The sequence below is a fragment of the Kitasatospora sp. MBT66 genome, from assembly GCF_000710405.2.
GTDB classification, from domain to species: domain Bacteria; phylum Actinomycetota; class Actinomycetes; order Streptomycetales; family Streptomycetaceae; genus Kitasatospora; species Kitasatospora purpeofusca.
This window is the reverse complement of record NZ_JAIY01000020.1, coordinates 244407-253196: the sequence shown is the minus strand read 5'-3', so window position 1 is coordinate 253196 and position 8790 is coordinate 244407. Positions and strand designations below refer to the sequence as shown.

The following is an 8790-nucleotide window of genomic DNA, read 5'->3' as shown; positions in this document are numbered from 1 at the left end:
CGCGTCCGGCCGGACGCGACGGCCGGTCCGGGCGGTCGTGGCGCGCCGCCCGACGGCGCGGCGTCCGGTCGGCCGGGGGCGGCCGGGACGCACCGACCCGTCGTGACAGCGTCCGACCCGTCCGGGCGCCGGCACCGCCACGCTACCCGCCGGACGACCCCGCCGCCGTCCCCGCCCCCGGCCCCGGCCGTCGGCCGGGAGACCACCGGTCACCTGCACGGATGGTCCGATCGCGCGAGCCGGCCGGGTCCTTCCGGGCGGCCCTGGCGGCCTCCTCCGGACGGCCCGGGCGGGGCCGGGTCAGACCGCGTACGGAGGAGGCCCGGCCCACCAGTGTCCGGGCGCCTCGTCCTCGCGGCTGGTCCAGAACTCGATGATGCCGCCGACGAACTCCTCGACCGAGAGCAGGCCGTCGCCGTCCAGGTCCAGCCGGCGGAACGCCTCGTCGGCGTCGTCGCGGGAGAGGGCGGAGAAGTGGCCGCGCTGGAAGACGAAGAACTCGCCCGCGTCCACCGTGCCGCTGCCGTCCACGTCGGCGATCGCGAGGAAGGCCTCGGCCAGCGCGCCGAACACGGTCCGCGCCGCCACCGGGTCGTCCGCGAGCGAGCGGGTCGAGGCGACGAACTGGGCGCGGCCGATCGAGGTGGTGCCGACCGGCAGATGGGAGACGTGCAGGTCGCGCCAGATCGCGAGGTAGGCGTCGACGATGCGCCCCTCGGTGCGGGAACCCTCCGCGTGCCCAAGCGAACGGGCCACCGCCCGGCCCATCAGCACATGGTCGTGCTCGGTCAGCCGGCCGTCCCCGTCGGCGTCGAGGTGGTCGAAGCCGTGGTTGATCCTGGCGAGCAGTTTTTCCTCGGACACGTTTCTCCCGGATCGAGCAGATGTCCTGTCGGACCGTCACAGCGGTCATTCGCAGCACGCTAACCCGCCCGGTACCGGCCGCGCAGGCGAAGACTCGAACTGTCGGCCGACCGCGAGCACCTCCGTGACCGGCCGTCGGCCGACCGCGCGCGCGGTCCCGGACGGCGGCCCCGGACGGCGGTCCGCTCAGCGCGCGGCGGCGAGCAGCTCCCGGGTGTAGTCGGTGTGCGGGGCGGCGAACAGGCGGTCGCGGTCGGTGGACTCGACCAGCCGGCCGCGGTGCATCACGGCCACCCGGTCGCAGAAGTGGCGGACCACCGCGAGGTCGTGCGAGACGAACAGGAAGGCGACGCCCAGCCGTTCGCGCAGTTCCATCAGCAGATTGAGGACCTGCGCCTGGACCGACACGTCCAGCGCGGACACCGGCTCGTCGGCGATGATCAGCCGGGGCTCGGCCGCGAGCGCGCGGGCGATCCCGATCCGCTGGCGCTGGCCGCCGGAGAACTCGTGCGGGTAGCGGTCCAGGTGGTCGGCCGGCAGGCCGACCTGCTCCAGCAGTTCGGCGGAGCGCTGCCGCCGCTCTCCCGCGCCGAGCGCGGTGTGCAGGCGCAGCGGGGTCTCCAGGGTCTGCGCGACGGTGCGGCGCGGGTTGAGCGAGGCGTACGGGTCCTGGAAGACCAGCTGGACCTCCTTGGCGAGCCGCCGCCGCAGCGCCCGGTCGGGCCGGGTGGCGTCCAGGCCGTCGTACCGGACGGTGCCGGCGGTGGCGGGCTGGAGTCCGGCCAGCACCCGCGAGGTGGTGGACTTGCCGGAGCCGGACTCGCCGACCAGGCCGAGCGTCTCGCCGGGGGCGATGCGCAGGCCGAGCCCCTCGACGGCCCGGACCGGCTCGGACCGCGTCCCGGGGAAGCGGCGGCGGCCGGGGAAGTGCACCGAGAGGTCCTCGACCTCGACCAGCCACCGCCCGCCGGTGGCCGAGCCGGACCCGGCAGCCGCCGCCCCGGAGCGGAGGCGAGGGGTCGGCCGGGGCGCGGGCGAGGGGTCGTCGACCGTCGGCAGCGGTGTGCCCGGCACCGAGTCCAGCGTCAGCGCGGCGCCGACCAGCGCCTTGGTGTACGGCTCCCGGGGCGCGGCCAGGAGGGCCGCGGTGGGTGCGCTCTCCACCTCCCGGCCGCCGCGCAGGACGAGGGTGCGGTCGGTGCTGCCCGCGACCACCCCGAGGTCGTGGCTGACCAGCAGGACGGCGGTGCCGTGCTCGCGCTGCAACTCGCCCAGCAGGTCGAGCACCTGGTCCTGGACCCGGGCGTCGAGCGCGGTGGTGGGCTCGTCGGCGATCAGCACATCGGGGTTGTTCAGCAGTGCCATCGCGATCATCACCCGCTGGCGCATGCCGCCGGAGAAGCGGTGCGGGTGGTCGTCCGTCCGGGCGGCCGGGATGCCCACCCGGTCGAGCATCGCGGCGGCCTGCCGGCGGGCCTCGGCGCGGCCCGCGCCGGGGTGGTGCAGCCGGTACATCTCGGCGAGCTGCGCGCCGACGGTGTGGAAGGGGCTGAGGGAGGTCAGCGCGTCCTGGAAGACCAGGGCCACCCGGCCGCCGCGCACCCGTCGCAGCGCCTGCTCCCCGGCGCCGACCAGCTCCTGCCCGTCCAGCCGGATCGAGCCGGTGACCGTGGTGGTGCGCGGGTCGTGCAGGCCGAGCACGGCGAGCCCGGTGGCGGACTTGCCGGAGCCGGACTCGCCGACCAGGCCGAGGACCTCCCCCCGGGCGAGGTCGAAGGACAGTCCCCGCACGGCGTGCACGGGGGCGCCGCCGCGCGGGTCGGCGAAGCTGACGGAGAGGTCGCGGACGCTGAGCACCGGCGGCCCGGCGGCGGGCGCGGGCGCGGGCGGGGACGCGGCGTCGGCGGGCACGGGCCCGGTGGCGGGCGCGGCGGTGGTGGACGCAGCGGCGTCGCTCTCGGGCGCGGGCGCGGAGGAGGAGGTCATGGGGAGGGCTCCAGGCGGGAGGGCGGCGGGTGGTTCAGCCGAGGCGGATGCGCGGATCGAGCCAGGCGATCACCAGATCGGCCAGCGCGACGAACAGCACGACGAAGCAGGCGGCGAGCAGCACGGCGCCGACCACGGCCGGCAGGTCCTGCCCCTCGACGGCCTCGGTGGCGAACCGGCCCACGCCGTTCAGCCCGAACACCGTCTCGGTGATCACCGCGCCGCCCAGCAGCGCGCCCGCCTCCAGGCCGAGCAGCTGCACCAGCGGTCCGGCGGCGCCGCGCGCGGTGTACTTGAGGTGGGCCCGGAGCCGGCCGAGGCCCTTTCCGCGGGCGGTGCGGACGTACTCCTCGTCCATCGTCTCCAGCAGCTGGGAGCGCGAGAGCCGGGCGAACACGGCCGAGTTGACGAAGCCGAGCACGATCCAGGGCAGCAGCATGCCGCCCGCCCAGGCGGCGGGGTCGGTGGCCGGAGGCGTGTAGGAGGGCAGCGGCAGCAGCCCGGTGGTGTAGACCAGGCCCCACTGGGCGACATAGCCGAGGAAGTAGATCTGCACGCTGGCGCCGATCAGGGTGAAGCCGGAGAGCAGCCGGTCCGTCCGGGTGCCGTGCCGCAGCGCGGCGACGAAGCCGGTGCCGAGTCCGAACACCACCAGGAAGGCCAGCGCGCCCGCCGCCAGCGAGACGGTCACCGGCAGGTGGTCGACCAGGGCCTCGGTGACCGGCTGGTGCAGCCGGTAGGAGTAGCCGAGGCAGGGCGCGTCGCAGTGCAGGGTGGAGCCGTCGACGTCCTGGATGTCGCGACCGGCCACGATCCCGGTCAGATAGTCGGTGTACTGGGTGAGCAGCGGCTGGTCCAGGCCCATGCTCGCGCGGACCGCCGCGACCTGACCGGTGTCGCAGCGCGGGCCGCAGGCGGCGCGGGCCGGGTCGGCGGGGGCGGCGTAGAAGAGGGCGAAGGCGGCGGCGGAGACCGCGGCCAGGACGGCGAGCGCCTGGAGGATCCGCCGCAGGGCGAAGGAGAGCATGGTGGCCGGTCCGGGTTCGGTGGGCGTCGGGGCGGTGGTCCCGCCGCGCGCCGCGCGGGGCGGGCGGCGGGACCACCGGGGGAGTGCGGGGTGTCAGGCCTTCAGGTAGAGCCAGGCGAGGCTGACGGACCCGTAGATCGGGTGGACGAACGCGCCGCCGACGTTGGAGCCGCGCAGCTGGTTGACGTTCGGGTAGGCGAACGGCAGCACCGGCAGGTCCTTCATCACCGTCTGCTCCAGCGCGTAGAGCTCCTTGGCCTTGGCCCGGGGCTCGCCGATCTGGTTGATCCGGTCGATCTCCTTGTCCACCTGGCCGTTGTGGTAGCGGGCGGAGTTGAGGTCGCTGTTGGCGCGGCCGTCGAAGGAGAACGGGATCAGGGTGGAGGGCGTCGGCCAGTCGACCGAGCTGGTCTCCTCCCACAGGTCGTAGGGGGAGTCGGCGCGGTGTGCCTCGTCCAGCAGGGCCTTGGGGTCGACCGGCTTCGGCACCAGCGTGATGCCGGCCTTGGCGAAGCCGTCGACCAGCACCTGCGCGACCCGCTGGCCGTTCGGGGTGTTGGCGTACGCGTAGGTCAGCGAGGCGGGCGGCTGCGCGGCCTTGGCCAGCACGGCCTTCGCGGCGTCCGGGTCGCCCTCCGGCCTGGCCGGGTTCAGGTCGTACTTCTGCCAGTCGACCAGGGCGGGCGAGCTGAGGGTGCTGGCGAGCTCGCCGGCCCGGCTGCCGCCGAGGACCTGGCGGGCCTGCTGGCGCGGGTAGGCGAGGTTGAGCGCCTTGCGGACCTCGGGGTCGGTCACCCGCTCGTTGTTGACCATGAGGTAGGTGACGAAGGCGCCCTGCCGCCCGGAGACGACCAGGTCCTTGGCCTTCGGGTCGGTGTCCACGGTCTGGTACAGCTCGGGGGAGAGCTGGGTGGCGACCGTGGTGGCGTCCGCGCCGCCGTCGCGCCCGGAGAGGATCTCCTGGTTGATGTTGAGCGCCTCCTTCCCGAAGGTGAAGACGAACTTCTCCGGGTACTGGCTGCGGATCGGGTCGGTCTCCGCCTTCCAGTGCGGGTTGCGCTCCAGCACCAGCCGGGTGTTCTGGACGTGCTCGACGATCCGGTACGGGCCGGTGGCGAACGGCAGCCGGTCGTAGTCGGTGCCGGTGTCCTTGTCCTTGCGCACCGGCGAGGAGGAGGACTGCGCGGCCATGTACGGCACGTCGGCCTGCGGCTGCGGGAAGTGGAACACCAGGGTGCGGTCGTCCGGCGTCGCGATCGCGTCGAGGTCGCCGTCCTGCGGGCCGCCGTACTTCTTGCGGGCGTCGTCGTAGCTGGCCTCGCCGGTCAGCCACTGCGGCCAGTACGGCGGGCCGACCTCGTAGCCCTTGCCGAAGGAGCGCTCGATGCCGTACTTGACCTGCTGGGAGGTGATCGGCTGACCGTCCTCCCAGGCCACGCCCTCCTTCAGCCGGAAGGTCCAGGTGCGGCCGTCGTCGCTGGCGGTGCCGGTGTCGGTGGCGAGGTCGCCGACCAGCTTGGCCTTGCCGTCGACCACCTGGTACTGGGTCAGCTGGCGGCCCCACAGCAGCGAGGTGTTGTAGGCGGCGCCCGCGTACACCTTCTGCGGGTCGAGGTGGCGGAAGTCGGTGGTGTTGTAGACGTTCACCGTGCCGCCCGCGCGGGCACCGGCGACGGCGGGGGCCGGTCCGGCGCTCTCCTTCTCGGTGCCGAGCGCGGCGGTCAGCGGCGAGGCGTCCTTGGCCGCGGCGCCGGGCCCGGCGGAGGTGGTGGTGCCCGCGCCGGCCGAGCAGGACGTCGCCAGCAGGGCGGTCGCGACGACGGCGAGGGACGGTCTGATCCAGCGCATGGCGAATCTCTCCTTGCCCCGGGGTCTCCGGGGCGGTCGGGTGAACTGTCGGGTGAACAGCGAAAGGAAGGAAGGCAGGAAGGCGGTCGGTCGGACCGCGGCCGGGGACGGCCTCAGCGGGCGGCCCGCGGGTCCAGGGCGTCCCGGACGGCGTCGCCGAGCAGGTTGAAGGCGAGCACGAAGAGCAGCAGCGCGACACCGGGGAAGAACATGTACGTCGGGTCGGCCCGGAACACCTCGGAACCGCGGGAGATCATCCGGCCCCAGTCGGGGACGGGCTCGTTGATGCCCACGCCGAGGAAGGAGAGCACCGCCTCCGAGGCGACGAACGCGGGCACCGCCATGGTGGCGTGCACCAGCAGTTGCGCCCGCACATTCGGCAGGAGTTCCCGGACGACGATGTGGAATCCACCGGCGCCCATCGCCCGGGCGGACTGCACGAAATCCCTTTCCCGGAGCGAGCGGACGGTGGCCCGCAGGGAAAGCGCGAGCGGAATCCAGCCGAACGCGGAGAACACCAGCACCAGTACCAGGAACTGCATCCACTCCGGCTCCGCGGTGCCCGGGTCCACCAGCCGGGACTGGATCACCGGGCTGAGCGCGAGCAGCAGGAGCAGGGTCGGGAACGCCAGCAGGACGTTGGAGAGGAAGCCGAACACCCGGTCGGTGATCCCGCCGAGGTAGCCCACCGCGACCCCGGCCAGCACCCCGAGGGCGGTGGTCACGGTGGCCGAGGCGAAGGCGATCAGCAGCGAGGTGCGGATGCCGTAGAGCAGCTGGGTGAACACGTCGCGGCCCAGGCCGGGCTCCAGGCCGAACCAGAACTCCCCGGAGATGCCGCCGTTCGGCGCGATCGGCAGGCCGCCGTCGCTGAGCAGGCCGGGCGCGTTCTGGCCGTAGTGCTCGGTGGGGTTCTTGCCGTACAGCGCGGCGATCAGCGGGGCCGCCAGGGCGAGCAGCAGGAAGAGCGCCACCACGCCGAGCGCGACCGCCCCGGTGCGGTCCCGGCAGACCCGGCGCAGCAGCCCCGGCGGGGCGGGCCGCACGGGCGGCGCGTCCGATGCGGCGACGTGTTCGACCACTGCCATGACAGGAGTACTCCCCGAATTCCGTGCCGCCCCATGGGTGGAGGTGCACCGACGTACATTTCCGGACGCCCTCCCGGGGGTTTCCCGGGGCGTCGCCGAGCGCCATCAGATCGGACACCGAGGACTTTCCGCAAATCATTCCGAAGGCGTCGGAGAAGTGGCTCCCGGGCTTTGTTCCGGAATTGTGACGGCTTCATTCCGCTGCAATACGGCCGTAGCACAAGAACGGGCACAAGCGGACAAAAGGTATGTCATGTCCGCCGCTGTCCCGCATTCTGAGATCTCCGCCACAGGCCGTCCGGCATTGGTACGATTCCGGCGGGCCGCGACTGGCGCGCACGGATGGAATCGACCATCGGGAAGCGGCCCCGTGCCGAATCACGACGCAGTTGCCGAGCGCCTGGGCCCCCGACCTCCCCTTCAGGAGACCGCCATGGCCCCGCAGCCGCACACGGCCGCCACCCCCGCCGCCAACACCGCCTTCCGCTCCGCCCTCGACGTGGTCCGCGAGGTCGAACCGCGGATCGCCGCCGCCATCGGCCAGGAGATCGACGACCAGCGCGCCTCGCTCAAGCTCATCGCCAGCGAGAACTACGCCTCCCCGGCCGTCCTGCTCACCATGGGCAACTGGCTCAGCGACAAGTACGCCGAGGGCACCGCCGGCCGCCGCTTCTACGCCGGCTGCCGCAACGTCGACACCGTCGAGACCGTCGCCGCCGAGCACGCCCGCGCCCTCTTCGGCGCCGACCACGCCTACGTCCAGCCGCACTCCGGCATCGACGCCAACCTGACCGCCTTCTGGGCCGTGCTCTCCCAGCGGGTCGAGAGCCCCGCCCTGGAGCGCGCCAAGGTCCGCAACGTCAACGACCTCACCGAGGCCGACTGGGCCGAACTGCGCCGGGAGCTCGGCAACCAGCGCATGCTCGGCATGTCCCTCGACACCGGCGGCCACCTCACCCACGGCTTCCGCCCCAACATCTCCGGCAAGATGTTCGACCAGCGCAGCTACGGCACCGACCCGGCCACCGGCCTGATCGACTACGACGCGCTGCGCGCCACCGCCCGGGAGTTCCGCCCGCTGATCCTGGTGGCCGGCTACTCCGCCTACCCCCGGCGGGTCGACTTCCGCCGGATGCGCGAGATCGCCGACGAGGTCGGCGCCACCCTGATGGTCGACATGGCCCACTTCGCGGGCCTGGTCGCCGGCAAGGTGTTCACCGGCGACGAGGACCCGGTGACCCACGCCCACATCGTCACCACCACCACCCACAAGTCGCTGCGCGGCCCGCGCGGCGGCATGGTGCTCTGCACCGAGGAACTCGCCGAGCACGTCGACCGCGGCTGCCCGCTGGTGCTCGGCGGCCCGCTCTCGCACGTCATGGCCGCCAAGGCGGTCGCCTTCGCCGAGGCCCGGCGCCCCGAGTTCCAGGACTACGCCCAGAGGGTCGTCGACAACGCCCAGGCGCTCGCCGAGGGCCTGCTGCGCCGCGGCGGCACCCTGGTCACCGGCGGCACCGACAACCACCTCGTGCTCGTCGACGTCTCCGGCCACGGCCTCACCGGCCGCCAGGCCGAGGCCGCGCTGCTGGACTCCGGCATCGTCACCAACCGCAACTCCGTCCCGCGTGACCCGAACGGCGCCTGGTACACCTCGGGGGTGCGGATCGGCACCCCGGCGCTCACCACCCGGGGCCTCGGCACCGCCGAGATGGACGAGATCGCCGGCCTGATCGACACCGTGCTGCGCGCCGCCACCCCGGCCACCACCGCCGCCGGCGCGCCGTCCAGGGCCCAGTACGTGCTGGACCCGGCGGTCGCCGAGGGCGTCGCGAAGCGCGCCGCCGACCTGCTCGCCGGCTTCCCGCTCTACCCGGGCGTCGACCTGGCCTGAACCGGCCGCGGAAGCCGACCGCGCCCGCCCGGCCGGGGCCACCGCCCCCGGCCGGGCCGGGCCCGTTGCTCCTCCCGCCGCTCCTC

Annotated in this window: 6 protein-coding genes and 1 riboswitch; of the genes, 1 reads left to right on the top strand and 5 read right to left on the bottom strand. The window is 73.8% G+C overall.

Translation table 11 applies throughout. The features are described 5' to 3' along the window. Positions 1-300: 300 nt before the first annotated feature. The 5 genes from BI06_RS42145 to BI06_RS42125 all read right to left on the bottom strand — a co-directional run bounded on the left by BI06_RS42145 (position 301) and on the right by BI06_RS42125 (position 6813). Positions 301-864, bottom strand: coding sequence for an EF-hand domain-containing protein (locus tag BI06_RS42145; RefSeq protein WP_030392154.1), 564 nt, complete (start codon positions 862-864; stop codon positions 301-303). 186 nt (positions 865-1050) lie between these two features. Continuing rightward, a complete protein-coding gene (locus tag BI06_RS42140) occupies positions 1051-2850 on the bottom strand; it encodes an ABC transporter ATP-binding protein (RefSeq protein WP_082559073.1) in 1800 nt (599 codons plus the stop codon). Positions 2851-2884: 34 nt separating this feature from the next. Further along, a complete protein-coding gene (locus BI06_RS51990; RefSeq protein WP_030392156.1) occupies positions 2885-3877 on the bottom strand; it encodes an ABC transporter permease in 993 nt (330 codons plus the stop codon). 93 nt (positions 3878-3970) lie between these two features. Then, a complete protein-coding gene (locus BI06_RS42130) occupies positions 3971-5725 on the bottom strand; it encodes an ABC transporter substrate-binding protein (protein ID WP_030392157.1) in 1755 nt (584 codons plus the stop codon). Between the two features lie 113 nt (positions 5726-5838). Beyond that, positions 5839-6813 (bottom strand): ABC transporter permease, encoded by a 975-nt coding sequence (locus BI06_RS42125; RefSeq protein WP_051742931.1) that lies wholly within the window; start codon positions 6811-6813, stop codon positions 5839-5841. A 315-nt stretch (positions 6814-7128) separates the two neighbouring features. Next, positions 7129-7226, top strand: a riboswitch (ZMP/ZTP riboswitch). Positions 7227-7246: 20 nt separating this feature from the next. Between BI06_RS42125 and BI06_RS42120 the strand changes: the two genes are divergently transcribed. Then, positions 7247-8704 carry a glycine hydroxymethyltransferase gene (locus BI06_RS42120; RefSeq protein WP_043477407.1) on the top strand — a complete coding sequence of 486 codons (1458 nt, stop codon included), beginning with the start codon at positions 7247-7249 and terminating at the stop codon, positions 8702-8704. Positions 8705-8790 lie beyond the last annotated feature (86 nt).

Bases quoted from the DNA above. Each gene is read 5' to 3' on its own strand.
- BI06_RS42125 (WP_051742931.1), bottom strand. From the start codon at position 6,813: ATGGCAGTGGTCGAACACGTCGCCGCATCGGACGCGCCGCCCGTGCGG.
- BI06_RS42130 (WP_030392157.1), bottom strand. From the start codon at position 5,725: ATGCGCTGGATCAGACCGTCCCTCGCCGTCGTCGCGACCGCCCTGCTG.
- BI06_RS42120 (WP_043477407.1), top strand. From the start codon at position 7,247: ATGGCCCCGCAGCCGCACACGGCCGCCACCCCCGCCGCCAACACCGCC.
- BI06_RS51990 (WP_030392156.1), bottom strand. From the start codon at position 3,877: ATGCTCTCCTTCGCCCTGCGGCGGATCCTCCAGGCGCTCGCCGTCCTG.
- BI06_RS42140 (WP_082559073.1), bottom strand. From the start codon at position 2,850: ATGACCTCCTCCTCCGCGCCCGCGCCCGAGAGCGACGCCGCTGCGTCC.